29 protein-coding genes are annotated in these 24,796 nt (G+C 36.0%); 23 read left to right on the top strand and 6 right to left on the bottom strand.

Annotated features, from left to right (window positions below; translation table 11 throughout):
- Positions 1–2: 2 nt before the first annotated feature.
- Positions 3–716 carry a hypothetical protein gene (locus ACQYZ7_RS09225; RefSeq protein ID WP_430729460.1) on the bottom strand — a complete coding sequence of 238 codons (714 nt, stop codon included), beginning with the start codon at positions 714–716 and terminating at the stop codon, positions 3–5.
- A gap of 163 nt (positions 717–879) precedes the next feature.
- On the opposite strand from ACQYZ7_RS09225, the gene ACQYZ7_RS09220 reads away from it, so the two are divergent.
- The 23 genes from ACQYZ7_RS09220 (at position 880) to ACQYZ7_RS09110 (ending at position 17,310) form a co-directional block, all read left to right on the top strand.
- Positions 880–1,107 (top strand): helix-turn-helix domain-containing protein, encoded by a 228-nt coding sequence (locus ACQYZ7_RS09220; protein WP_099214612.1) that lies wholly within the window; start codon positions 880–882, stop codon positions 1,105–1,107.
- A 213-nt stretch (positions 1,108–1,320) separates the two neighbouring features.
- Complete coding sequence (locus ACQYZ7_RS09215) at positions 1,321–3,159, top strand: hypothetical protein (protein WP_430729459.1); 1,839 nt, start codon at positions 1,321–1,323, stop codon at positions 3,157–3,159.
- A 2-nt stretch (positions 3,160–3,161) separates the two neighbouring features.
- Positions 3,162–3,470, top strand: coding sequence for a hypothetical protein (locus ACQYZ7_RS09210; RefSeq protein ID WP_430729458.1), 309 nt, complete (start codon positions 3,162–3,164; stop codon positions 3,468–3,470).
- 139 nt (positions 3,471–3,609) lie between these two features.
- On the top strand, positions 3,610–3,756 hold the full coding sequence (locus ACQYZ7_RS09205; protein ID WP_430729457.1) for a hypothetical protein: 147 nt from the start codon (positions 3,610–3,612) through the stop codon (positions 3,754–3,756).
- Positions 3,728–4,345 carry a hypothetical protein gene (locus ACQYZ7_RS09200; RefSeq protein ID WP_430729456.1) on the top strand — a complete coding sequence of 206 codons (618 nt, stop codon included), beginning with the start codon at positions 3,728–3,730 and terminating at the stop codon, positions 4,343–4,345. The genes ACQYZ7_RS09205 and ACQYZ7_RS09200 overlap by 29 nt, the downstream gene beginning before the upstream one ends.
- A 17-nt stretch (positions 4,346–4,362) precedes the next feature.
- The gene (locus ACQYZ7_RS09195) at positions 4,363–4,551 is read left to right on the top strand and encodes a hypothetical protein (protein WP_121146007.1); all 189 of its coding nucleotides are present in this window, start codon (positions 4,363–4,365) and stop codon (positions 4,549–4,551) included.
- 307 nt (positions 4,552–4,858) lie between these two features.
- Positions 4,859–6,127 carry a chloride channel protein gene (locus ACQYZ7_RS09190; RefSeq protein ID WP_430729455.1) on the top strand — a complete coding sequence of 423 codons (1,269 nt, stop codon included), beginning with the start codon at positions 4,859–4,861 and terminating at the stop codon, positions 6,125–6,127.
- A 146-nt stretch (positions 6,128–6,273) separates the two neighbouring features.
- Positions 6,274–7,821 (top strand): hypothetical protein, encoded by a 1,548-nt coding sequence (locus ACQYZ7_RS09185; RefSeq protein WP_430729454.1) that lies wholly within the window; start codon positions 6,274–6,276, stop codon positions 7,819–7,821.
- A 6-nt stretch (positions 7,822–7,827) separates the two neighbouring features.
- Positions 7,828–8,538 carry a hypothetical protein gene (locus ACQYZ7_RS09180; RefSeq protein ID WP_430729453.1) on the top strand — a complete coding sequence of 237 codons (711 nt, stop codon included), beginning with the start codon at positions 7,828–7,830 and terminating at the stop codon, positions 8,536–8,538.
- An 11-nt stretch (positions 8,539–8,549) separates the two neighbouring features.
- On the top strand, positions 8,550–8,972 hold the full coding sequence (locus ACQYZ7_RS09175; protein WP_430729452.1) for a hypothetical protein: 423 nt from the start codon (positions 8,550–8,552) through the stop codon (positions 8,970–8,972).
- A gap of 3 nt (positions 8,973–8,975) precedes the next feature.
- The gene (locus ACQYZ7_RS09170) at positions 8,976–9,401 is read left to right on the top strand and encodes a hypothetical protein (protein ID WP_430729451.1); all 426 of its coding nucleotides are present in this window, start codon (positions 8,976–8,978) and stop codon (positions 9,399–9,401) included.
- Between the two features lie 53 nt (positions 9,402–9,454).
- Positions 9,455–10,066 (top strand): hypothetical protein, encoded by a 612-nt coding sequence (locus ACQYZ7_RS09165; protein WP_430729450.1) that lies wholly within the window; start codon positions 9,455–9,457, stop codon positions 10,064–10,066.
- Positions 10,067–10,129: 63 nt separating this feature from the next.
- Positions 10,130–10,555 carry a hypothetical protein gene (locus ACQYZ7_RS09160; protein WP_430729449.1) on the top strand — a complete coding sequence of 142 codons (426 nt, stop codon included), beginning with the start codon at positions 10,130–10,132 and terminating at the stop codon, positions 10,553–10,555.
- Positions 10,556–10,557: 2 nt separating this feature from the next.
- The gene (locus ACQYZ7_RS09155; protein WP_430729448.1) at positions 10,558–10,857 is read left to right on the top strand and encodes a hypothetical protein; all 300 of its coding nucleotides are present in this window, start codon (positions 10,558–10,560) and stop codon (positions 10,855–10,857) included.
- Positions 10,850–11,668 (top strand): hypothetical protein, encoded by an 819-nt coding sequence (locus tag ACQYZ7_RS09150; RefSeq protein WP_430729447.1) that lies wholly within the window; start codon positions 10,850–10,852, stop codon positions 11,666–11,668. The genes ACQYZ7_RS09155 and ACQYZ7_RS09150 overlap by 8 nt, the downstream gene beginning before the upstream one ends.
- Positions 11,669–11,841: 173 nt before the next feature.
- Positions 11,842–12,420 (top strand): hypothetical protein, encoded by a 579-nt coding sequence (locus tag ACQYZ7_RS09145; protein ID WP_430729446.1) that lies wholly within the window; start codon positions 11,842–11,844, stop codon positions 12,418–12,420.
- Between the two features lie 49 nt (positions 12,421–12,469).
- Positions 12,470–12,922 carry a carboxypeptidase-like regulatory domain-containing protein gene (locus ACQYZ7_RS09140; protein WP_430729445.1) on the top strand — a complete coding sequence of 151 codons (453 nt, stop codon included), beginning with the start codon at positions 12,470–12,472 and terminating at the stop codon, positions 12,920–12,922.
- Positions 12,922–13,269 (top strand): hypothetical protein, encoded by a 348-nt coding sequence (locus ACQYZ7_RS09135; protein ID WP_430729444.1) that lies wholly within the window; start codon positions 12,922–12,924, stop codon positions 13,267–13,269. Before ACQYZ7_RS09140 ends, ACQYZ7_RS09135 begins: the two co-directional genes overlap by 1 nt.
- Positions 13,253–13,747, top strand: coding sequence for a hypothetical protein (locus ACQYZ7_RS09130; RefSeq protein WP_430729443.1), 495 nt, complete (start codon positions 13,253–13,255; stop codon positions 13,745–13,747). The genes ACQYZ7_RS09135 and ACQYZ7_RS09130 overlap by 17 nt, the downstream gene beginning before the upstream one ends.
- An 8-nt stretch (positions 13,748–13,755) precedes the next feature.
- Complete coding sequence (locus ACQYZ7_RS09125) at positions 13,756–14,235, top strand: hypothetical protein (RefSeq protein ID WP_430729442.1); 480 nt, start codon at positions 13,756–13,758, stop codon at positions 14,233–14,235.
- 25 nt (positions 14,236–14,260) lie between these two features.
- The gene (locus ACQYZ7_RS09120; protein ID WP_430729441.1) at positions 14,261–14,824 is read left to right on the top strand and encodes a glycoside hydrolase family 108 protein; all 564 of its coding nucleotides are present in this window, start codon (positions 14,261–14,263) and stop codon (positions 14,822–14,824) included.
- A gap of 84 nt (positions 14,825–14,908) precedes the next feature.
- Positions 14,909–15,346 (top strand): hypothetical protein, encoded by a 438-nt coding sequence (locus tag ACQYZ7_RS09115; protein ID WP_430729440.1) that lies wholly within the window; start codon positions 14,909–14,911, stop codon positions 15,344–15,346.
- 134 nt (positions 15,347–15,480) lie between these two features.
- Positions 15,481–17,310 carry an ArdC family protein gene (locus ACQYZ7_RS09110; RefSeq protein ID WP_430729439.1) on the top strand — a complete coding sequence of 610 codons (1,830 nt, stop codon included), beginning with the start codon at positions 15,481–15,483 and terminating at the stop codon, positions 17,308–17,310.
- A 269-nt stretch (positions 17,311–17,579) separates the two neighbouring features.
- Here the strand turns inward: ACQYZ7_RS09110 and ACQYZ7_RS09105 are convergent, their stop codons facing one another.
- The 5 genes from ACQYZ7_RS09105 to ACQYZ7_RS09085 are packed head-to-tail and all read right to left on the bottom strand — an operon-like array spanning position 17,580 to position 24,487.
- On the bottom strand, positions 17,580–20,438 hold the full coding sequence (locus ACQYZ7_RS09105) for a type I restriction endonuclease subunit R (protein WP_430729438.1): 2,859 nt from the start codon (positions 20,436–20,438) through the stop codon (positions 17,580–17,582).
- Positions 20,438–21,466, bottom strand: coding sequence for a hypothetical protein (locus tag ACQYZ7_RS09100; RefSeq protein ID WP_430729437.1), 1,029 nt, complete (start codon positions 21,464–21,466; stop codon positions 20,438–20,440). The genes ACQYZ7_RS09105 and ACQYZ7_RS09100 overlap by 1 nt, the downstream gene beginning before the upstream one ends.
- A gap of 1 nt (position 21,467) precedes the next feature.
- Positions 21,468–22,700 (bottom strand): restriction endonuclease subunit S, encoded by a 1,233-nt coding sequence (locus ACQYZ7_RS09095; RefSeq protein WP_430729436.1) that lies wholly within the window; start codon positions 22,698–22,700, stop codon positions 21,468–21,470.
- Entirely contained in the window at positions 22,701–24,290 is a 1,590-nt protein-coding gene (locus ACQYZ7_RS09090) for a type I restriction-modification system subunit M (RefSeq protein ID WP_430729435.1), read from the bottom strand. It lies immediately after the preceding gene.
- A complete protein-coding gene (locus ACQYZ7_RS09085) occupies positions 24,287–24,487 on the bottom strand; it encodes a helix-turn-helix domain-containing protein (protein WP_430729434.1) in 201 nt (66 codons plus the stop codon). The genes ACQYZ7_RS09090 and ACQYZ7_RS09085 overlap by 4 nt, the downstream gene beginning before the upstream one ends.
- Between the last annotated feature and the right edge of the window lie 309 nt (positions 24,488–24,796).

The raw sequence follows: 24,796 nt of genomic DNA, 5'->3' as shown, positions 1-24,796 counted from the left end.
TTTTAAAACGTTCTTTTAATTACTTTAAAAATTTGATATACCTCATTAAGGTCTAACTCAAAATCTGAATACTCGGGGCTTTTATTTCTACTATGGCAAATAATCGTCCCGTTTTCTTTATCCAGTCCGATAATATCCTTGTGAAAAACATTGTGCTTGGAAAGAATAATCCATCCGTATAAAGTAGGATTGAACCCATCCATCCAATGATGTCTCCCAAGTTCTCTGCCCAATACCAAAGCTCTGTTAGGCGTATCATTAATTCCGCCACCATTCATACTATCATTTTTAGTTCTAAACGCTTCATAATTACCACGACCGTACTTTTCTACATTAAAAGTTACTTCCTCCCATTCATAAATTACATTTGCATCATCTAAGGTTTCTAAAAAAGAAGAATAAGCATCAAAAGGAATCAATCGTGTAGTTACGTTAAAACTACCATCAGGTTTTTCTACAAAAACATTTCCATTCGCATTGACCATAGTGTCCTTGTTGACAAGTTCTCCCTCTCCTGTGAGTAAATACATATAGTTAATCTCTTTGTATCTATTAGTAATCGCTTTGGCTAGCTTCGGACTTATTCTACTTCTTCCATTTCTTACATAGTAGATACGAGAATTGCTATTGTCTCCAATCTCTACCGATAAGCGGTTTGCTTTGATGCCTAAATGGTCTAATAACTCCTGTAAAACTTCCGAACTGGTTTTCAACATCTTATCAATTTTTTAAAATTATTTTGTCCACAATTTATTCTAAAAGTTGACAATTGATTTTATTTTTGCGCCGTAATTGTCCACAAATATAACAATTAACGATAGATTATTGGTGTTTGTGAGCAAAAAATAAAAAATAGCACAAAAATTTAAAAAATTGAATATGACCCAAGCAGACTTATTAAAAGTAAACCTTAAAGCCTTAACCATTTTTAATGCCAATGATACGATGCTTACCGTAGATGGTTGCGCAAAATATTTAAAGGTACATCCTAACACGGTTAAAAACCGCATCCATAAAAATACCATTCAAGCAATCTTTCAAGACGGTAAATACCATATTCCTAAAATTCAATTTTTAGAAAAGATAGTAGAGAGCTTTGAACAATAACCATGAAAAAGAAAGCGCAAAAAAACGCAATGAAAAACGCAAAAAGCGCAAAGACACCACAGCGATAAGTAAGCACTTATTGTAAGTAGCTCACAACATTCAGGTTGTGGGTTACTTTTTTAAAGCAAAAAACGGTTAGCTGTCACTAACCGTTTAAAAAATTGCTATGAAAAAAGTTCTGCAAGGACGCAGAACTTTAAGAACCTCGAATATATGAAAAAAAACAATACATCATTAACAAAAATAGGACTGTACAATCAAAAAGTACATGAGTATTTACAAAACACAACGTTGGATGCGATAACCCAACTAGCTATCAAGCTATTTAAAGACAATGCGCAGCGCAAAAAGCTAAACAATACGCAATACAACAAAGCCGTAGAGGAATTTAATACCCAACATGGGTATTTGCTTTTAAAAAAGGGAAAAGAGCATGAAAAAGCGATAAGTAAACACTACAACTATATCAACTATCCTTTTTTAGATAGAAGTGCTATGAAAAGCACGATGGATAACTACCGTCAATATGTACATAGTTACAATCAGCAAGCTATAGAGTACAACAAAGCCATAGCTGAGTATAACAAAACGGTTATAGTTCCTAATACTCCAACACTAGCCCAACAAGTCGCAGACTTTACAAAGAAACACCGTAGTGAATTTGCAACTACTTACAACAAAGAGGTAGCAAAATTCAATGCGCAAAAAAGCGCAAACTATATCGCAAAAAAGCGCAAACCAACCATCAAGTACACCACCGAGCTTTTATTTAATGTTTTGGTAGGCTTTTACATCGCTCAATTAAAACAACGCAATTCATATCTCTTAGAAATGAATCGTCCAACCAGTGTATTAAAAAGTGCTTTACCAAAGCTAACCATAGACCACCGCAAATTAGCCACACATACTATTGCAGAGATACCAAGACTTGCTATTTGCAAAAAAACAGCGCAAAACCACATCAAACGACTTAGAGAAGCCAACATCTTAATCAACTATACATATACCAACCAATACAAGCCCATAACGGTTAATTTTCACCCTGAAATCCTAACGATTTTAGACGGAAACCCACCAAAACCCAAAAGAATTGAAAACCAATTTTTTAAACAGGAGAACTGGAAAGAATTACCAGATAATAATGATACTACTAGAACCTTTTTATTAAAAGAAAAAGAAATAAAAGACTGTGTACATAACACAGAGTTTCAAAAGGAAGAATTTACATGTCCTGCGGACGGCTTCTACAAGAACACCACAGTGATAAGTAAGAAAACAACCACTCGCCCGCGCCAAACCTCCGAAGCAGTCAAAGCCTTGTTGCCTGATTTTTTAAAACAAGAAAAACCAAGCCAAGGCACAAACAGTCCGCTTACACATAATTTTTTAGCTCGATTGCAAGACGATAGAGAACTAGCGCAACAATTGGCAGACGGTGTGTATGATAATTACAAAGGATTACGTTATGACTATTTGCAAAAAATAGAACTCTACGCCAATGTAACGACTGAAGAGTTTAAGGCAATTTTACTACAAGATTGTATCAAAACTTCTGCAAAACTATGGAAACAACACAATGTCTATGTGGGCGAATGGAAAAAAGCCATCAATTACCTAAACAACGAACTATTTACAAACATTACTCAAAAGGCAACCCTGATTCAAAAACTCAAAGAATACCGTTGGAAACTAGAGTTTGCTCGCAAATGGTTTATCAAATCACAAGTAACTGCATTATATCCCTCGTTGTATTTTGATAAAACACGTACCCAAACCCATGAAATAGGCTTTTTCGGCTTGCATAAAGTATGGAAAACCCATGTGAAGTATCAGGAACAAAAGGCAATAGAAAAAGCGCAACAACAAACGCAACAAAACGCAAGAAAGCGCAAAGCCACCTATCAAAAGAAAATTACAACAGCCATCAAGAAATATGAAAAAGGCAATTATACGGCAAAACAGCTATATACCTATGTACAAACCAACCTACCACATAGCTATCTGTCAGCATTGCCCACTATGATACACTATAACAATCAAAACAGAATCTAAAAATGAGGAAAAAAGAAAATCGATGCCATTGCGGAACAGGACACAAAATCACCTGTCCAAAATGTAGCAAGCTAAAAATGGTCATACTCTTAAAAAATGGGAATAGTCATTTAAAGTATAAAACAAGCCATACCACCTATGCAAACCCAGTTTGGTATAACCATTTGAGTAAAAACAATAAAACCATCAACACTTTAATCAATAGTATGTACAAACGATTTCAAAAGTCAAAATATGTAGGCGCTACCAACAAGCTTATGTTTTTTGACAATCAGACCAAACAACATATCACGACAATAGTAACCGCATAAAAAGAACAACAAAGCATCAACCAACACAGAAAAAGGGTTTGTAGTATGAGACTGAAACTCTGAAACCCCGAAATACCCATTAAGCTCGCCAGTAAATCAGTCTATCGTTGGGAGATCAGAATTAGATAAAAAATAAGCAATGAACAGTTATCAAAAATGGTGTGAACTCCAAGAAGAAAAGCAGTATTGGAAGACGCAAGAAAAACGCAATAAAGCGCAAGAAAACGCAAAAAGAGAAGTACAATTTAAAAAAGAACATGAAAATACAACAAAAGGCAAATGGTAATATAGTTATCACAGGAACATCAGGAGCGATAGAACACATCTTACCCACAATAGCTATTCACAAGCACCCGAGATACCCTAACGAAGCAATACTAATCACCCACAATACCAATTACAAAGACGAACAACAAGGCATTACCATACTCGCAAGAAACGTAACCAATGTAAATGAAACGAGATTTTATGGAAATGCACAGAGTTTAAAAAGTATGTTAGAAAACGAATTAGTATTACAAGGAGGAACAACGGAAGCTTCACCCAAAACCAAAGAACAAGACCCTATGTATGTCGCTTACTTGCAAGCCAACACTTACGAAAAGCTGTTAAGCTTTGTTAAAGAGCATCAAGACAATATCGGAGGAAAAAGACACCATGAAGACGGTAGAATAAGCGAAGAAGAATTTTTTTGTCAGTTTGAAACATTTATCATTCGAGTAACACTGCGTTACTATTACAAGCTAGACAACCAGAGCCTTATCAATTACATTCTAATGTCAGGAAGCACCAGTTACGTACACGAACCCAAAAAAGTATATGTGTATGATGGCAACAATACCATTACAGGGTATGTCTATGAGAAAGCCTATTAGCAGTAAACACACGAACAATGACCGCTATTTACAGTAAAAAGAAACTATTTGAAAAATACTATTACCTACCAGAAAGAGAAATGCGAGTAACGATTAATGAGATTATCGCAGAGATACGCCATTTACCTTTCGAGGTAGCTAAACATAAAAAGAAACTACGCCCAAGTGAGGTACGAAGATTTTTAGAAGTATATGATTTAGTATAGAAAAAGTAAAGAAAATTAATTTAAAAACGATTAAGTATGTTGCAATCAGTTTTTGAGAATTTTTTACAATGTTATAAGTTGAAGGCAATAACATTTATAAACTCAACGTTACTAATCATTAATAAAAATGTACAGACAAATATGGGGACAAATCACTGTACAAAAAAAAGGAGTATTCATATATTGAATGCTCTTTTTGTTTTCCTGAAAAAGCTATAAGAAGACAAAGGTTAAACTATTTTTTATAAAATTATTATATGAGTTAGTTTATATCATATAACTTTACCGCGCAAAATAAATAAGGTCGGTGAAATTAAAACAACGAAGAAAACTAGTTACATATCTAAATATTTTAGACCAACCTATTCGATTCAATCCTTTTGTTTTTAGTCGGTCATTTTTATTATGGGCTCTTCTTGGATTAATAGGCGGAGTGATAGCGGGTATTTATTGGATTGGGCTTGAGTTTTTGACTCATAGCTTAGCTTTTTTTAGTGGTTGGCAGGTTATTCCTCTAATGGCAATTTGTGGGTTTTTAGCAGGATTGGTAATTCACTTTATAGGAGACCCAGGAGAAATACACTTAATTGTAAATAACATTAGATTTAATAAAGGAAAACTTGAACCCAAAAACAATCCCTCAATGATACTTTCCTCTTTATTATGTGTTGCATCAGGGGGTAGTCTTGGACCAGAAGCACCTTTAGTACAAGTAACAGGCTCAACAGGAACTTGGATAGGAAAATTATTTCGATTGAAAGGAGAAGAATTAAGGTCATTAAGTATTGCGGGTATGGCATCGGGTTTTACAGCACTGTTTGGTGCTCCATTGGGAGGAAGCTTATTCTCATTAGAAATACTACATCATAAACACGCTGTTGAATACTATAAAGCAATTATGCCTGCGTTTGTAGCAAGCTGTTTCAGTTATTTAGTCTTTGCTTTAATCATTCATTTGGGACTTGGTCCAATATGGGATTTATCAGCTTATGAATATTCAGGACTTTTTGATTTTGGTTACGCTGTTCTATTTGCTATAGTTGGCACTACATTTGGATGGGGATTTATCTTTTGTGTCAAATTTTTCAAATCTATATTTGAAAAAAGACCGTTACCCATTTATATCAGGACTCTAATAGGAGGGCTTTTACTCGGGATTATAGCATTTTACTTTCCTATAACACGATATTTTGGACATCATGAGATTAATGAACTCCTTTCAGGCAATTTTTCTTTGACTTTATTACTAGCTATTTTAATTTTTAAAATTATAGCCATTTCAATAACTGTAACCTCAGGTTGGAGGGGAGGATTTATTATTCCTTTGTTTTTTGTAGGAGCAACACTAGGGCTAATTATCCATCAATTATTTCCGACAATGAATTTGACACTAGCAATAGTTAGCTGTATGGCAGCTATTAATGCTTGTGTAACGAGAACACCAATGAGTACCACAATTTTATTGGCTACCCTAACGGGATTCGGACACTTTGTTCCAATTCTCTTTGCAAGTTTAACAGGTTATTTTTTAGCCCCAAAAATACCTTTTATAGGTTCGCAAATGGAGGAAGAATAAAAAACTATTTCACGTATTAAACCCTCCCCAATCTTACCAAACCCTCCCAAAAGTTAGCTAATTACAGCATAACTTAGCGAAGCCTTTCAAACCCTGAATGCCCACAAAACACTTCAAGTACTTTTGACTCAGCAAAAGAAAAAGAAGTGAATCCCGAGGCAATTAATACCATCTTATACAGACCCACCCAAAAAGGAAGTACATACGACAAGTTACTTCCACATAGCGACTGTAGTAGCGTAAAAATTGCCAACGGAGACACCAAGGTAGCAATTGAAAGTATGGCATTGTGGGTATATAAATACCAACACCACACCCAAAAGCTATCCCAAGAAAAATTTGCAAACCACCCCTTACAAAAATTATGCAAGGAGCTACACAAGTTTTTGTATCAGCATCTACAATACAAGATAGATACCTACGACCAATTATTACGTAGCCCTGCCTGTGCTTGGGCGACTCGCTCACAGGGGTTGGATTGCAAAAGTTATAGCATTTTCGCAAGCAGTGTGTTATTAAATTGTGGGGTTACACACTACTTGCGACGTGTTATACAACAAGAGGGCGAGGGCTACAGTCACGTATATGTAATAGTTCCAAAAAACCAACACACATTTGACCTAAACGACGGGTACTATACCATAGACGGCACCTTACAAACATTCAAAGAACAGGACATACACCAATCTGACGATGTATTAATGACCCCCAAAACCCAAGGCTTATCAGGAGCCATTGGCGGAGAACTGGTAAAAGGCGTTGGAAAACTAGTGAACTATGCCGTGAGTGAATTCATACAAGAAATGAACTCCTGTAGTGGTTCGTATTACGATGCCTCAGTAGTAGAACTTAAAATCAGACGTGATTTACGAGACAAGCTACAACAAAAAATTACCCAATTAGGCGAAGCCATCACTTTTAGAAACCGTGCAAGGACACAACACCTGTTCAACGAAATATTCAAAGAAGTAGATTTAGGTATTGCCCATTTGCGCAACGAAACCGCCTATAGTTCTTACGAACATTGCGACGGAGAAACCCTAGCCCATGCGTTAGCCTTTGCGGAAAAATTAAAAACATTTATCGATAATTTTTTCGAAGAATTTAAAAAGCATGCCCCCTATTTCAAGATAGAAGCATTTACCAAGTCAGCCAATGTAAACAGTAGAACGCTCTATTTTGTGGTGGAGAATGAAACCAACCCCATCGTAGCCGACTACCGCTTTATTGTGATACGAAAAGAAATATCCACCTATGGACTAGACCCGATATTTCCATTTGAAGCCAATGCAGAAAAATGGCTAATGAACAACCTAGCCCATTTACAAAAAACCTATAACGACGGACGGGAAAAAAGCTATGAAAAAGAAATAACCCCACTGTTAGACAATGTAAAAGCCTTACGAGCCAAAGCACATTTAGGCGGAGAAATGCTGTATTATTTCGAACAACCCTTACAACGAGAACTCTACAAAGTATGGTTGCGATACGATGCAAACTACACCCAATACCTAAAAGAAGAAGCTCAAAACACACGTACCGCTAATGAATTAGCCCTACGAGACTATCAAGAACGCTTTAAAAAAAACGTGGCAGAAGATAAGCAAGCCAAAAAGCGCAAGCGATTAAAAATCCAAGTAGGTATTGGCGCAGCAGCCTCCGCCTTGCTCGTATTGTTTTTACAAAAAAAATAAAAAGTTATGAATGAAGAATTTGACACCATAGGCACGCATGTTCCGTATGGGCTGTATGGTTGGTTCGATGGCTTTTGTCCCTCCAATGGAATTGCCAGTCGATTGAACAACCAAGCCAAAGGCGTATGGGCGCAAAAAGCCGAATGGGACAACAAGTACAAGGCACTCCAAAACGGACGACAAGCTGCCGAATGGGAAAGCCTTAAAAAAGAAGTACGGCGCTTAGAACAAGCCATAAAAGCCGAACAACAACAATTAGCCCAAGAAGAAGGCATCGCCGATGCGTTAGGCTTAGGCGCTTGGTGTAACGGTGCAGTCTCCAAAAGAAAAAAAGCCGAAGAAAGTTTGCGCAATGCAGAAAAGTCCCTAGGACATATCAAAGGCGCTTTTCAAACCTTGGAACGTCAACAAACCCAAGGTATCAAAGAAGCCAATGCAGTCATTAAAGCAAACCAACAAAAGCTCAATGCCATTAAACAAAGCATTGTCCAAGTCAAACAAAAAATTGTAAAGTACAAAGCAGAAAGAGACCATGAAAAAGCCCAAGCAGCTAATGCCACACCCGCCGAGGTCAGCAATGCCAACAAGAAACGCATTGCAGGAATCGCCAAAGAAAACGCACCGCTGATATTAGGAGGTATTGCACTGTTAGGCGCAGTGGTATATCTCAATAAGAAAAGTCCAACCCACAAAACGGTGAAGTCCGTAAGTGTATAAAACTAAGAACGATGAATTTGTTACAAACACACCTATTGCTTGCCGAACAAGAAGAAGCCTTAGAAAGTCAGGCACTTTCTAAACCACAAGCAAGCGGACTTCATGGATTTTGGGACGGAGCGAATCTGATGGGAATAATCAATACCGTTGGCGGAACATGGTCGCAAATAGAACAAGCCCGAAACGGAAAACCAGTCTATGTACAACAAGCCAACGGAGAAACCAAGGACATTGCCCCGATGCTAATAGCCAAGTTAGAACAACAAGCACAAGCACAGCAAACCTCGGTAGACAACTTGGTAAAAATGATGCAGCTACAATTACAAACACAACAACAAGCCCCCAAAAAAGACAACACACTGTTGTATGTAGGAGTTGGAGCAGGCATACTCGTATTGTTAGGAGGCATGTACGTGATGACACAAAAAAAATAAACGATGAGAAAAGAATCAATAGAAAACTCGGTAGTCAGTTTGCTAAGTATGAGTGCAGGCGCAATGCTTTCACGTGTAACCGCTAAAAAGCTACCGATGCAAAACACCAAGCTCAAAAAAGGCATGTTAGCCTTGGCAGGTGTCGTAGGCGCAGCCTATTTGGACAGGAAAACCACAGGCAAAGCCATTGCGCAAGACATGGCAATGGGAACCGCCGTCACCCAAACAGGCGAACTCGTCAAAGAACTGTTGGATGAAAAGTTACAAAACACCCCGCTATTACATTCCGCTTTAGGATCTCCTTATGACAATTGGAACGAACCCTTTGCACTAGATAGCACCGACTTTTTATCAAGTTACACCAGTCCTAACTACGATGGAATTTCCGAAGACATTTCCTACGAAACCGTAGAAGATTTTAATAGTTAAAAAACAAAAACCAGTAGATACAAACGTATCAAAGTAATGCTAAAGCTCACTTAGTGAGAAAAAAAGAAAAGAAAAAGATGAATTTTTTAAGAAACGAAGAAGCCTATTTACGAGTAACCGAGTATTTAAAATACAAGAACTCCAAACGCAAAGAAAACGAAAAGTGGAACATCAGTGCGATGAAGCCCATGCCTAGCTTTTTATACGCCAACAAAAAAGTAGATGTAGGCGGAACGGTATCCCTGTTAACAGGTTCGTCAGTAGCCAAAAGAGGCGTGACCAATTTTGACGGAAACTCCTTAGTCAAAGGACGTGTCTTTGTAGCCAATGGCATCACGTTTAAATGTGCCATTGACGATGCAAGCAAACCAGAGCAAGACATTGCCTATAGCATAGCCAAAGTACCAAACACCTTAATGCAATCGATGGTCGTAGTCAAGCAAAAAAACGAAATCCTAATAGAATTACCGATTTGCGACATTTTAGGCGCTACCGAAAGCGGGAATCACTATTTCAAACTAGGTTCATTTGCCCTGTTGGAAGACGACACCATTACCGAAATCGAAATCCAATACCCAGAAGGTGCAAAAATCACGTTAGAAGACGGAAAAGCCCTGTTCGCTTCTGCACGCTTATCAGGGTTTGCCACCTATCAAAAACGCTAAGCTCATTTTTATAACCACACTTTGCGCTAAGACAAGCGCAAAGTGTTACCACAAGCACCAAAGATGAAAAAGATATACAAACGCATAAAAATCAACAAAGACCTTTTAAAGACCAATCTCCCCCCTGAAGAACTCTTGCAAAACGAGGTCAGCGACACCATCCCCACAGGAAAAGTAATCGGAGTGTATTTTATCTCCTATATGCCCCCTATGGACACAGGTATGCCCACAGGAGAAACCATGTCGAGATTAGTTCCTTTTGGAATTTCTCAAACAGACATTACCCTGAAAGACAGCAGAGGGCATTTGCTGACTGAGACCACGGACATCAAAGACTATGAACACAAAAATGGAGGCTATAACGAGGGCTTTAAAGAACTCGACTTTGAAAGCAAAAACGAACGAGTGACTATCAGTTGGGAAACCCTAGGAAGCAGACCTATTTGTGGCGAGTTCATTTTTGAGATAGAAGCCCCTAACCAGTGCTAAGAATGAAAACCATATACCACAGCGAACAGTTTACCGATGATTTTGAGATAAACTTTTCAGAGAAGAACGATTGCAAAGGTGTTGTAAAGCTTGAAATACACCCACACGAGCTAAGTGTTCCTTTGCTTATCAAAGACGGTTCAGGACAGCGAATCACAGCCCAAGCCCCCTTTGTCGTAAACACCAATCATCCAATTGTAGACGGCTTGATACGCTTTGAATTTTCAGAACACCCAGCACTCGAAGCCGTACACACAACACCCTTTAAAAAAGCCATAGTAAGGTATTTATATTGTGAATAATCAATTATCGAACATCGTAGAAAACCACCTACAAGGAGGAAGCAATCATGTCATCAAGGTATCGAGTAACGGCGTAAAACTTGTCAAGTCTACTTCGGCACAGAAGTACGCCTTTACCTTAGAAGACATAGAAAGCAAATACGGTTCGATAGCCCAATTTTTACAAGCCTTACCCGAAAAAGGATTTAGCGGAGCGGTGGTCTTTACCTTACAAAAAACCTATACCAAGGATGGTAAAACCACCTATCACACGCTACAAACACTCACAGAAAAATTAACCCAAGATATGAATGCTACCGACCCCACTACCGCCTTTTTAGGAGCGCCAGAGCTGATGGCAAAGATGGTACAAGCAGAACGTTCGGCAGACTATAAAGAACAAGTACAAGAGCTAAAAGAAACCGTCAAAGACTTGCGTTCTCGAAATCGAGTATTAGAAGAAACCAACAGCTCACTTACGATTAAGTTAGAGACCGCAAAAGAACGAGAAGAACTCAGAGTCGAGCGAGAACTGCTGAAGAAAAAGAGCTTTTTAGAAACCCCTGCCTTTGAAAAGACGATGGAAACCTTGGGCGGGATGCTCCCTAAAATCTTAGCAGCTTCAGGAGGCAATGCCGCAGGACACCCGAGTCAGTTAGCAAGCCCGAATGTTTCGCCCATACAAAAAGCCTTTGTACAAAAGCTTCCCACTGCCACTGACGAGCAAGTCATGTTTTTTAACTATTTGCTTGACAACTGGCAAGAAGATTTAATCACACAAGTAGCACAGATTATCGAACAACAACAAGAACACCATGAAGATACAAACTAAAAAAGAAGCCATCGCCCAATTAGAAAAATTACCAAAAAAAGTATTGATACGCCTAGCAGAACTATCCAGTCATAAAGAAGCACAAAGCTACTTTGCATGCCCGATAAAATACGGAGCGGTCAAGAGCTTTTTGAAGTAGAAAGCAAGAACAAGATACAGGAGAAAAAAAAGCGATGAAAAAGAAAACAAGTGTATCGAAAATTGCCACCCGAAACAAGACAAAAAAAGCGGTAAGCAAAGCCAATGAAGCCAGTGCCTTTTTACTAGCCAACAAACCGCTACTGATAGTAGCAGGCGGAAGTGTCGTTGCGTATTTCCTATACAAAAGGCTCAAACAATCAGCCGATGCAGTAACCGAAGTCTTTCAAGACGTAGCAGACGACCATATCGAAGCAGACTTACACATCAATACAGGAAAGCTAAGCATAGACAAAGAACAAGCGAAGATTTTAGCCAAGTCCTTACTAGATGCTTTTAACGACACCGCTTTTGGACTTCCTGCCACCGATGAAGCCAAAGTACAACAAGTCTTTGACAAATTACAAACAGGCGATGACTTTAGACTCGTGTATAAAACCTTTGGCAGAAGAAAACGCATGGGAGGCAAAACCCCAACAGTATGGCTCGATAAAAAGTTTGCGGACGATTACGATTTAATCTACTGGCTTAAAGCAGAGATTTCAGAGACGTGGGACAGGCAATTATATCACCAAATCAAACAACGAGTACAAAGCGCAGGCATGCCCTTTTAAACAAAAAAAATGAAAAAGCACAATGGAAGCAAGTTTACCAATTTACGGGTTGGCATGTCCCGACACCCAACAAGCCCAAGAAGAATTTGACACGAAAAAAAATTGCGGATGTACGATGAATACAACAGCACAACAATTAATCAGCGGAATCATTATCAATGGTAGTACAGGAAAACCCTTTGAAGCAGGGCTTGTCAATGTGTACAATACCCAAACCAAAAAAGGAACAACGCCCGATGCAAACGGAGCATTTCAATTGTATGCCAGTCCTACCGATGTGATACATATTTCCTTTGTGGGCTATGATACCCTACAAATAGCAGCCTCAAAACTACCTGCCACCATCACGTTGCAGGAAAGCTCGGAATTACTCTCAGAAGTAGTGATAACCGCTAATAAGAAAGGAGATAACAACTATATCTATGCCAGTATGGGACTGTTAGGCTTACTGTTTATGTATGCCATTGCCAAGGATAAGAAAAAGAACAAAACGACGACCTAATGGAATTTATACTCATGCACTGGGAAAAAATCACAGGCATTTTAGGACTGTTTTTTTCCTTTTTCGCAGGCTTTAAAATGCGGAAAATACGCCACCAAGAAGCCAAAAACCTAGCCCTAGAAAGACGTTACAAAGCCGATTTACAAAAGCTAGAGAATTACAAACGAGCCTTTGACATCAATGCAGAAATGATAGAAAGCATTAAAAGTGATTTTATGGCTCGTATCGGTTCACTACATCAGTATATCGAACAATTAGAACACATGAACACAAAGCTACATAGCATCGTAGCCAAGCAACAAAAAGAACTCGACAAATACATCACAAAATATGGAAAAGACATTTAAAATACTCAGTGTTGTTTTACTACTACTGATTACAGCGTGTGGGACAACCAAATATAGTAAGACCTATAGTTTAGAAACCCAAGTGGATAGTGTCTATGTGCAAAAAGACAGCGTACACAGCATCACTATCAATAGCGCTATTCAAGATAAAATATTTATAAAAGTTGCCACTGGAGATACCTTACTAGACAGCCTAGTCAATCAAAAATTACAACACTTTGCCAGTAGCAAACAAAGCGGTACAAACAGTTATAGCGTTCGCTACGATACCCAAGCCCAAGGATTTGAGATACGCAGTACCATAGGAACTACCAAGGAGATTGTAACCAAACAGCGGGATAGTACATCAACGAGCCAACACAAAAAGCACAAACAAGAGGTAAAAGAGCAAACAACAACACACCGATTGCCCTTGTGGGTTTGGGTACTGCTCTTAGTGCTTGCAGGCATGGTCTATGGAATCGTCAAAACAACTTAAACCTAAGAATGAAGACAAGAAAGCTATGGGTTGTTGGAGGCATAGGCTTAGTAACCCTAACTACTTTTATCAGCCAAAAGAAAGCCCAACTGACCCGTATTATAGAACAATTACAGTTTCGTGTTTCAGGAATTAGAAATGTGCAGCTCTCATGGCAACACATCGCCTTAGAACTAGACATACAGCTACGAAACCCAACAAAGGAACATTTGAACATCAATACAGAGTTTATAAGTGCAAAAGAGCTACGAGTGTATGAAAAGAAGACAGGGAAGCAACTCGCTTTTACCAAGCTGAACACCCACAAAATTAGCATTCCTAGTGGCGGTATGTACCAGTTACCACCCACGCACATTAACCTGCCAGTACTCACCGTAGGACAGTTGGTGTTTGAGGAGCTTCAAAAAAAACAACAGGACTTTATAAAGGCGTTGCGTTTTGAACTGGACGTAGCCACTTTAGGAAACACACGAACCGTACAATTTTAAAAAAGAAGAAAAAGAAAAAAAGAAAATGGCAAGCTATGAACTATTCAAACCCTCTTTAGAACAAGCAGAGGGTGGGTATCAAAACCTAAAAAATGACAAAGGAAACTACAACTCAAAAAAAGAACGAGTCGGAACCAATCACGGAATTTCCGCTAAATTCTATGAAAAGATACTAGGCAGACCTCCAAGCATCAGCGATATGAAAAGCCTTACCAAAGTAGAAGCCCATATCCTTTTTAAAAATGAGTTTTGGGACAAAATGCGAGCCGATAGCATCCGTAGTCAAGCAGTGGCAGAAATGATAGTCGACCATGCGATAAACGCCAATCCAAGAGTAACCGCAGGTATCGTACAACGCTCATTAAACCGATACTTTGGCAAAAACCTACAAGTAGATTATGTCATAGGATCTAACACTATCAAAGCCATTAACTCAGTAGATGCCAAACAGCTTTTTGAGCGTATAGGAAAAGAACGTCTCGCCTATTACAAACGCTTAAAAGACTACCAATACTTCGCAACGAGTTGGACAGGAAGAGTGTTTGCACTAGCCCATAAGTTTGGTGTTGACCTCAAAAAAAAAAGGTAGCACCGCTACTAGGAAGTATTGCAGGCATAGCTCTTATCAGCTATGTGATATATACAAAAGCTAAAAAGAAAAAGAAAAAATAAGATGAATACCATACAAAAATTTCAAGCCTTAGACGGCAAGGAAGTCAGTCGAAGTACTTTAGAAAGAGTAGTAACACAGGCTAAAAAAGAAAACAATACTGAAGTTATTTATAGAGTCTCAAAAATTTTAAACGACCACCCTAAATACACGACGTTTAACATTTCAGTCAAACGATATGCCACAGGACTGAATGCACCAAGACATACAGGAGCATATAAAGAAGCCTTAACCAGTTGCGGACGTTTGCGCAAAGGATGGCGCTTTATCAAAGGACGTGTAGTCAAAGCAAGACCGAATGTTCCAAAGCCCACTCGAAAAGGATTGGCAGCCCCAAAAAGAAAAGAGGGGCTGACCGCTAGCGGACGTTTGAAAAAAGGCTATAAATATGCAAAAGGAGGTAGGGTTGTAAAAGCTACCTCAAAAAAAAAAGTGCTGTAGTTCCTGCCACTAAAACCAAACAACCTGCTGAAAATATCCCCTTAGAATTTTTAGCAGGTTTAGACTTCATTCAGGAAGAAGACACAAACACCACAGGACTGAATGCACCTGTACGTCCCGACCAAATCTATCAGATGATTACGGATAAGCTTATCAGTGCTATCAAGAGCGCTAAAGGAACACCAAAATTGGGATGGGATGATAGCTTTTTAGAAAAAGGCGGGTATCTATCGCCTGTGAGCTTTGCCTCTAAAAAAGCCTATAGAGGCATTAATATCATACTACTAAAAAAAGGCAATCCTTTTGGAGCGTATCAAAACCCTTATTTCTTAACCTTTAAGCAAATACAGGAAGCAAAAGGAAAACTCAAAAAAGGGGCTAAAGGATTGGAAGTAATCTACTTTACCCGCCTGTATAAGTTTTCAGATGCTCAAAAAGGACTCGAACACGCCACTTATAACAAACAAAAAATGCAAGACTTTTTACAATCGAAAGGCTATGATACAAGTCATTTTGATTTTCTCGTACAGACCATACCTATTTTAAAATACTATACGGTATTCAATGGAGCAGATATTGAGGGCATTGATTTTGGATTGGACAAATTAACCACTTTAGAGAAAGCACGTTTGGGCTTTGTTGCACCAAGCACGCCTCACAATACGGAAGAAAAGAACCCGATAGCAGAACTTATCATCCAGCACTTTCCAAAAGACAGTGCGAAGATAGTACACGGATTTAAAGGAGCGAGTTACAACCTCACTCAAGACACGATAAAAATGCCTAAGTACGAAGCCTTTTATCAGAGTGTAGATTACTACAGTACGCTATTCCATGAAATGATACACAGCACAGGACACCCAAGCCGATTGAATCGTCCTTTTGGAAAACGTTTTGGCGATGTGGTGTATGCCAAGGAAGAACTCATAGCAGAGTTTGGAGCGGTGTTTTTATCCGCACAAGCAGGGATTTTATGGAAGACACAAGCAAACCATGCGGACTACCTTAAAAACTGGCAATTGGCGTTGCAATTTATGCAAGAAGATACAAAGCTTCTGATGCGTGCAGCTAGTGAGGCACAAAAAGCAGTGGATTATCTCTTACAAGTAGACACGAACAAAGAACCAAAGTTTTACAAAGCACTGGTAAAAAAGAGCCAAAAAGCAAGCTCAAAACCAAGGAAAACACCCGCTTTAAACAGACCCGTCAAAAGAGTATCAAAGCCTCAATCCAAAAACAATATACCAGGGAATCTCAATACAAACTCGGTAGCTTACAAACGAAAGCAACTACGACATAGAACCTTTGAGTATTACCAAATAGAGGATACCGTACTGGCGAGCTTTTTAGGGAAACTAGAGATAAAAACCAAAGAAAGTTTGGTGATTACCCTAGCAGGGAAACGAGGTTCAAGTAAAACACACTTTGCGTTTAAGTTTATCAATGTACTAGCTCAAAAATACAAGGTCGGTCATGCTTCTATGGAAGAACACCCCGAAAGTGCGTTGTATTGGGACAAAGCAGATATGTATTTTAACGAAGTAGCAGAACGTAATTTGTCCAATCCTGATATTGAAAACCTAGACCAATTAGACAAATTGATTAGAGAAAACGATGTGATTGTCATTGATAGTTTTGCCAAGTTAAAGGAACTGGATAGTAAGTTTGAAATTGACAAAGATTTACGAAAGAAGTATGACGGAAAATTGTTTTTTATCATCTTTCAACAAACGGCAGACGGTAAAATGCGTGGCGGTGCTAAAAGTGGCTTTGATGGGGATTGTATTTTCTTTACCGAGAAAACAAATCATTACAAGACTAACTTTATTTACACGGATAAAAACCGTTACCAAGACAAGCCACTCGATGAATTGAAATACAATATTTATTCAGGGAAACTCGACCCGATTATCTCTGAAGAAGTGGTTACAGAAAATGTGATACCAAAAGAGGTGGAGTTTTAGGGTATATCCCGCAAGATGATTTATAATCGTTTTGCGGGATTTTATTAAAATACCTCCTTTCATGAAAGGCGGGATATTTTCAGTTTTAATTTTTGTCTGTTATGAGTGCATTAAAGTACTTGATAATGTTAGAATAAATATTGTTAATTTCAAAGCGATTTGTTTTAAATGTGTGGTAACCATCTTGTGTATGAAACGTAGCGTACAAATAGACGTAACTTTTCGCATTTAGCAGGAGCAAGTTTTAAATGTGCTTGCACTTGCGTTGGTTATTCCGTAACAATTCCGTTAATAAATGTCTCCACAAATTCTAATATTTTATTCGTTATTCTTTCCGCTTTGGTTTTTCTTTCCTTTAGGCTTGGTCGGGTATTCATTGTTCCGATTATATCATCTCTCAATGGAATTTTCTCCGTAAACATATAATCTCCAATTACTTTTTCTAGTTTTTCAGAGTCTAATCCTTCTTCTTCACTTAACGATTTTATAGCTTGTAATTTTTCAGCTGTCATAAACTGAACAAATTCATCTGGAATATCTTCAGAATCTTCAATTATTGGTATATGTTCGTTAATAAATTTCTCTATTAATTCACGTTTGCTTCTTAGCTTAGTATCACTAGATATAGTATCAATAATGTTTTTACGAACCTTTTCTTGTTCATCACTTGTAACGGAGTCTTTCAGTTTAGCCAAAAGCTTTAAGATATAAGTAACATTTATTTCGTCTCTATGAATTAATTCTAATTCAAAATCAATATCATTTAGAATTGAAACTTTTTCTTTTGCGTTTTCTCTTTTAACCTTATCTCTTAAATCTAAATACTTGCTTTTGTAATCTTCAAAAGTTTGTTCATTTATACTTAAATCATCAAAGGTAAACTCTGTAAAAGTCTTTAAAACATTTAAAGTTCTCATTAGTTCTCTGAACGCTTTAGCAAAAGTTAATTCATCTTCTTCATTTTCCAAATTAGAAACACTATCAACTGTTGGTGTTATTTGAAGCAATTGTATAAAAGCATCATTCATCTTTTTTACATAATCCTCGTAAGGCTTTATTATTATTTCATCCTTAGACTCTATGTTTGAAAACAAAGTAATTGCGTCATCTGTACTTTGTTTTAAGTTTCTAAAGCAAACAACATTACCTTGCGACTTTACTTCATTTAAAATTCTATTAGTTCTAGAGTATGCCTGAATTAAACCGTGATACTTTAAGTTTTTATCTACATAAATGGTATTTAATGTTTTACTGTCAAAACCAGTTAAAAACATATTTACGACTAATAAAATATCAACTTGTCTATGCTTTACACGTTTTGCAATGTCATTGTAGTAATTATAATAACTTTGTGTGTCTTTAGTAGAATAGTTTGTGCCGAATGTTTTGTTGTAGTCGGCAATAAAATTATCTAAATGTTCTCTTGTATGTTTAGAATTATATCTAGGACTTGGTTCTGTTACAACATTTAAATCTACTTCATCAAATTCAGAAGTTGTAAAACCTAAAGCATCTTTATCTTCTTCATTTGCTTGATAAGAAAAGATAGTGGCTACTTTTAAACTATGTTCTTTCTCTTTAAATAATTGGTAATATTTAATAAGCGTTTCTACATTACTTACACACATAATTGCAGTAAATTCTTTACTATGTGTTTTTCTGTTATGGTTGGCAATTATGTACTCTGTAATGGCATTTAAACGCTCTGGTGCTTCCATTACTTCTTTTTCATCTATGGCTTCAACATCAATATCTAAAATGTGTTCTTTCTTTTTAAAAGTATTGATGTATTCAATAGAAAATTTCAGAACATTCTCATCTCTAATGGCATCCGTAATTACATATTTGTGTAACGCTTTTTCTCCACCAAACAGCATTGCAGTAGTTCGCTTTCCGTATTCATTTGTTCCTGCATTGTCTTCAAAAATTGGTGTTCCAGTAAAACCAAACATTTGACTTTTAGAAAAGAACTTTTTTATGGTTTCATGTGTTTTTCCAAACTGACTTCTGTGACACTCATCAAAAATAAACACAACTCTTTTATCTTTTAGAACAGACATTTGATCTAAATACTTTGTTTTACTTATCGCTGTATTTAGTTTTTGAATGGTAGTAACAATTAATCTATTATCTCCAGCTAATTGTTGTACCAAAGTTTTGGTATTATTTGTACCATCAATACTTCCTTTGCTAAAACTATTAAACTCTTTAGTAGTTTGATAATCCAAATCTTTTCTATCTACTACAAAAATTACCTTATGCACTTTAGGCATATGGGTTAATATTTGACTTGCTTTAAAACTGGTTAAAGTTTTACCAGAACCTGTAGTGTGCCAAATAAATCCATTTTTTCTAGTTTCTTTTACTCTGTCAATAATTGCTTCTACTGCAAAATATTGATATGGACGAAGAACCATTAAAATTTTTACTGACTCATTGAGTACAACATACCTTGTTATCATTTTAGAGATATGACAAGGCTCTAAAAATATATCTGTAAACTTAGATAGCTGAGTTACTAGTTTATTATTTACATCGCTCCAATAAAATGTTTGTTTGAAACTACGAGCTTTTATTGGGCTGTTGGCATAATATTTCGTGTTTACACCATTGCTTATTACAAATATTTGGACAAATTGAAATAATCCAGCTCCAGCACCAAAACTATGACGCTCATATCTGTTTATTTGATTAAAAGCTTCTTTAAGTTCTAATCCTCTGCGTTTTAATTCTATTTGTACTAAAGGCAATCCGTTAATTAAAATAGTAACATCGTAACGGTTTTTGTATTTGCCTTCCATAGTTACTTGCTGCGTAACTTGAAACTCGTTTTTACACCAATGCACTTGGTTTATAAGTTCTATGGTTTTGTTCTCTCCTTTATCGTTGGTAAACGGAACTCTATCACGTAGTATTTTGGCTCTTTGAAATATTGAACCTTTGTTTATGAAATTTAAAACTTGCTTAAAATCATTATCAGATAGCGTAATTTTATTGTGTTTTTCTAACTGCGATTTTAGATTGGTTAATAAATCTGCTTCATCTTTTATAACCACTTTTTCATAACCCAATTTTACTAATTGGCTCACCAAATTGTTTTCTAATAATTGTTCTGGTTGTGAAGTCATTATTTAGTCTCGTTATTTAAAGATTTTGCAAATTCAATTATTTTTTGAGTTAGTTCTTTTTTGATTTTCCTAAATTCTAATAGACTTGGTCTGTCAATCATTGTTTCTTTTATGCTATCTGGGAAAGGTTCTTTTTCTTCGTCTAAATAGAAGTTTATTACTTGCTTTAATTCAGCTTCTTTTAAATTTTCTTTTTCAGCAAATACTGTTAATTCTGCATTTCTTTCATCCGTCCAGAAAACATCAGCAAAAAACTCTTTTACTAAATGTTCTATTCTCGGATTACTAACTTCTACAATTATTTTAGGTTCTTCTTTTTCCGTTTCATCACTATCTTCTTCAGGTTGTAATGTTTTTAGAAACTCATCATAAAACCTTGTCTCATATTCGTCATAGTCATTTTCATAAAGTAGCTGACTATAACTTGTTGTTGAAATTGGAAAATCAGGTTGAGATTCATCTAAATAAGTATTGTACTTAATTATAGTTTCCTCATCTTCTGTTGGATTCTCTTCATCTTTAGGAAAATAATCTAGTTTGTCTTTATCAGTTGTATCTATCTGAAAAAAGTGTTTTAAAGTATAAGAAACAATTAAATCAGTCATATTAGTAACCATTTCTGCAAACTCTGGTGAACTCTCCACTAATTTAGGAACGGATTTACCGTGAGAAATATCTCCTCTTTTGGTTCTTATTTCAGAAATAATATTAATTATTTGACCAGATGAAGCAACAAAACTTGCTTCAAATTCTTCAGATTTCTCTGCAATTTTCTCTAATGATTTTTTAAAAAACCATTGTACAGACCGTGGGTTTTTTCCAGAACTTTCTTTTTTTTCGTCAAAAGTGATATCAAGTCTGTTTAGTACAGATTTTGAGACACCTTCAATTAATGATTTGCACGATTCAATAGCAATGTCAGGATTTTTAGACTTATTATTTTCAATTTTCTCTATGTGTAAATGATAATATTCAAAGTCTGAATACGTGTTCTTATGTTGGTGTAGTATTAATTTTACTTTTTCCATACTACACAAACATTTTTTGAAGTAAACCTTTTTTAAAATCTTCGATTACATTTATTTTCTTTTGTAGCTCTTCTATATATGTGTCAATAGCAATTAGATAATTAGCTATTTTAGTTTGCTCTTTTATTTTTGGAACAAGTATTTTAACTTTTTTCAAATGACTAAAATATAAATGAACAATTGTTATTCCTTGTGCATATTTAGCTAAAGTAGTTTTGTAATGGTTTGATAAATAATATGCGAAAAAGGCAGAATCAAGTTTCTCTTTTTTACGCAATATGTTGATATCACCACCCAAAAGAACGTCCTCTTTTAATATTGCAGTTACATTAGCCAAATCTATTGCTGTTGTTGTGGTTGATGCAGGTATTAACAAATCTCCCTCTTTAGATTTTACACCTTCATTACTATTGGTATAACTTATAACTTCTGTAACTATTTCAGGATATTTAGTATAAAGCTCTCCGTACAAAATACATTCATTTTTACCGTTCTCTACAATTTTGTCTTTTGAAATTCCTTTGCCTTTTAGACCAGAGAAAACTTTACCTAAAACCTTTTCATCCCAATCAGGAAAATCATTTCCATTATCGTCTTTAAAGCGAATGTCTTGATTGAAGATTTTTTGCATTACACCTTTTTTGAAATCTAATATGGTGTCTTTCTTTTCTTTTAATGAAGAAATTCTTATTTCAATTGAAGTTAAAAAATCTGCTATTCTTTTTTGTTCATCAGGTATTGGTAGATTAAGCTTTAATGTTTTTAAATGAGGATTGTATAAATGAATTACCGAACTTCCTTGTGCAAGTCTAGCTATTGCCTTTTTCTTTTTATTATTTAAATAATAAGAGAGAAAAACTCCGTTAATTTCAGAACGTATAATGTTTAAATCACCACTTAATGCAATATCATCTCTAAGTACACAAGAAGCTGTTGCGATATCAATTTGAGTTTCTCCAGAAGCTGGTATGATTACATCATTTGCGTTGCTAAGAACAAGCTCAGAAGTAGGTAAATTAGTCTTGGAATAAACCTTATCAATTACTTCGTCATAGATAGTGTATAGTTCACCATATCTAATGCATTCAGTTTTTCCATCATCAACAATATCAGCTTTAGATATACCTTTGCCTTTTAAGAAATTTATATTTTCTAATTTACCTAAAACATTAGGTTTCCAATTCTCTGTAAACTCAGGAAAACGTACAGCAGGTTTTAAATTTGTGTTTTCCATTTAAAAAGGTTTTGGGATGTTTAATTCTTCACAAAATTGAGCAATTGAGGTATCAGCCAATTCTAATTTTTCATCGATTGCAATTAGTTTTTCGCTAACTTTTTGTAAATCTATTATTACTTCTTCGGGAAAAGTATCTACATACCTTGGCATATTAAGGTTGTACTCATTTTCTTTGATTTCGTCAAGCGTAACTATAGAGCAATACTTATCAATAGGTTCTCTGTTTATATAAGCATTTACAATATTATTTATGTCATTAATTTGATTCTCGTCCTTTGGGTCTCTGAGTTCGTTCTTATTACCATTTTTGATAAAGTGGTCTTCACCACTTGCATCAATCATTACAATATTGTCATCTGCTTTTCTACATTTTTTAAGCACTAAAATACAAGTTGGTATTCCTGTACCATAAAAAATATTGGCAGGTAAACCTATAACCGCGTCAAGAGCATTCTTTTCTTCAATTAAATATTTACGAATTAGATTTTCGGCTGCACCTCTGTACAAAACTCCGTGAGGTAAAACAACTGCCATTGTTCCGTTATCTGCTAATTGATAGTACATATGTTGTACAAAAGCATAATCGGCTTTGGTATTTGGTGCTAGTTTTCCATATTGAGCAAAACGCTCGTCTGTGCTGTTCAGTGGATTTTTGTTTCCTTTCCAATGAGCAGAAAATGGTGGATTTGCTACCACAGCTTCAAAACGTTTGTCTAAATGTTGAGGGTTTTCTAATGTGTCTTCATTTTTAATATCAAACTTTCGGTAATGAATATCGTGCAATATCATATTCATACGAGCCAAGTTGTATGTAGTACGATTTAATTCTTGTCCATAGTATTCACTTATTTCTGCTTCTTTCTTTACTCGTAATAGAAGAGAGCCAGAACCACAAGTTGGGTCGTAAACCGATTTTAGTTTTGTTTTTCCGTGTGTTACAATTTTGGCTAGTATTTTAGAAACTTGTTTTGGTGTATAAAACTCACCTTTAGATTTTCCAGCAAGAGCAGCAAATTTTCCAATTAAATATTCGTAAGCATCTCCTAAAACATCAGAATCTAAATCTTGCAATTTGAAGTCAATTTTGTGCAATTCGTTTATGATTTTCACAATCACTTCATTTCTTGCATTTACAGTTCTACCTAGTTTAGTAGATGTTAAATCTAAATCTTCAAATAAGGCTGCAAAGTCTTCTTCTGAATCGTTACCCATTGTACTTTGCTCAATGTGGTTCAATACAGCTTGAAGCTCATCTAGTATAAAATTGCTTTCACCTTCAATTTTATTGTTACCCTTTTCTGCAATTGCATCAAACAGTTCTTTTGGTTCTAAATAGTAACCTAATTTTATTAAACATTCTTCACGTAAAGCTTCTAAAGTTTCGTTGTCGGTTACTTTAGCAAAGTTGGTTTCATTTTCGCCTTGTAGTAATTCTGTAACATAGATATTTTGCTTTTCTGAAAGGTATTTAAAGAAGATAAATCCTAGAATATAATCTCTGTAATCATCAGGATTCATTTTTCCTCTAAGTAAATTGGCAATTGCCCAAAGGCTATTTTCTAATATTCGTTTTTGTTCGTCACTCACTTTATGTCGTCATTTTTAACGAGTAGTTCAGCTACTTCAATTTTTAATATTCTTGCAATTTTGTATAAGTCTTCTAAACTCGGCTGTCTTTTGTTTCTTGCGTATTCATTAATGGTTGGATAACTTTTGTCCATTTTTTCAGCAAGCCAAATCTGACTAATTCCTTTGTCTTTTAAAACTTCTTTAATTCGGTTCACTTTAAACCTTTTTTTATAATTCGGCAGAAAGGTAGCAAAAATTCATTGTTAAATAATGAAAATATTAATTGTATTATAAGAAGCAACGTAGGGAAAAGGTAAGCTCTTTTTGTTTTTTCATGCAGTACTTAACTCTGTACGTTGGGTTAAAAGCTAGGAGTTAGTTTGTTTATACAATTTGATAAAGACTATATTTATAAATGGACAATCTTAGTACATAAAAAATGAATTATTCTTAAAGTACAGGAGTAGCTTAAAAATCAGAAAACTACCTGCTTATTTTTCCAAATGTTTTTATATATTTAGGGT

Origin of the sequence: Tenacibaculum sp. SDUM215027 (assembly GCF_050566205.1) — a bacterium.
Taxonomy (GTDB): domain Bacteria; phylum Bacteroidota; class Bacteroidia; order Flavobacteriales; family Flavobacteriaceae; genus Polaribacter.
This window is presented reverse-complemented; position numbering and strand designations above follow the sequence as displayed.